Source organism: Desulfovibrio sp. 1188_IL3213 (assembly GCF_036763145.1).
Classification (GTDB): domain Bacteria; phylum Desulfobacterota; class Desulfovibrionia; order Desulfovibrionales; family Desulfovibrionaceae; genus Desulfovibrio.
In genome coordinates, this window is the sequence record NZ_JBAIYR010000619.1 from 1 (window position 1) to 1,055 (window position 1,055).

A 1,055-nucleotide genomic window follows, 5' to 3' on the forward strand; every position below is an offset into this window, starting at 1 on the left:
ATGCCCGCCTTGGCGGTGTCGTAGCGCTTGCCGGTGGGCGGCAGTGAGGTGTAGCCCGTGTCGTAAAAGCAGACCACCAGCAGGCAAAGGGCCAGCAAAAAGGCCAGAGGAGGCGCAAGCCGCCTGAGACCGCTTCTGGTCGGGGGCTGGGGGCTTTTTGCTGTGCGGGCCACGGAGACTCCTTGCTTGTCCCGCGGCGCGTCGTCAAGCTTATGACATGCGCGGCGCGTGAAATTTTCCTTATGCCCCTTGTGGGACGGGTAATTCAGGCTGATGCAACCTCACGCACAGGGCGAAAGGCCGCGTATGTTTTTAATCTTTGCATAAAGCATGCCGGAAAAACACACAACCGGAGGCCAAACGCAGACCTGCCCAATCAGTGGGTGTAGTCCATAATCGGTATGGAGTCGCCGACGGCGCGGGCCACTACCTCACGCATTTTTTTGGCAAACGGGCAGGGATAGCCGATGGGCGTACCCTTTTGAATGCAGGATGCGAAAACAATGGTATCCGCCCCGCGCTTGACAAGATCCTGCGCGCGGAGCACGGCTTTTTTGCCGGGACAGCCGCCGCATGAAATGAAGCCCGTGATATTGATATCCTCTTCAATACCCTCAAATGCGCCTTTTCTTTCGCGCACCATTTTGAAGTCCGTGCTGCCCGGGCAGAAGTCTTCTGTCTGCATGCATCTGATAATGCCGATGTTCATCGTTTTCTCCGTCAGAATGTTTCGTGGGGAGGCATCGCATGGTGTGCTGCAATGGCCCTCAGCCGGGGGACAGCGCCGCATTGCCCTAAAAACCGCGGGGGAGAAGCCTTGTCAAGCAAGGTTTCTCCCCCGTGATTTCACGTCCGGCCGGCTGCAAGCCGCGCGGGCGCAATATTCATATGTTCCAGCTTTCGGTTCGTGTCCGGTCCGAAAACCGGCCTAGAGCAATTTCACTTTGAAATTGCTCTGGCGGCTGCGTGAGCAGACGTTCGCTACGGAGGCGTAAGCGCAGTTTATCTGCGCGGTTAAACGCCGAAGTGAGCGTGCCTTAAACTTTGAGAATGTA

1 protein-coding gene is annotated in these 1,055 nt (G+C 57.0%); it reads right to left on the bottom strand.

Annotated features, from left to right (window positions below; genetic code table 11):
• Nucleotides 1-376: 376 nt before the first annotated feature.
• Nucleotides 377-709 carry a CGGC domain-containing protein gene (locus tag V6C16_RS14070; protein WP_333536749.1) on the bottom strand — a complete coding sequence of 111 codons (333 nt, stop codon included), beginning with the start codon at nt 707-709 and terminating at the stop codon, nt 377-379.
• Nucleotides 710-1,055: the final 346 nt, after the last annotated feature.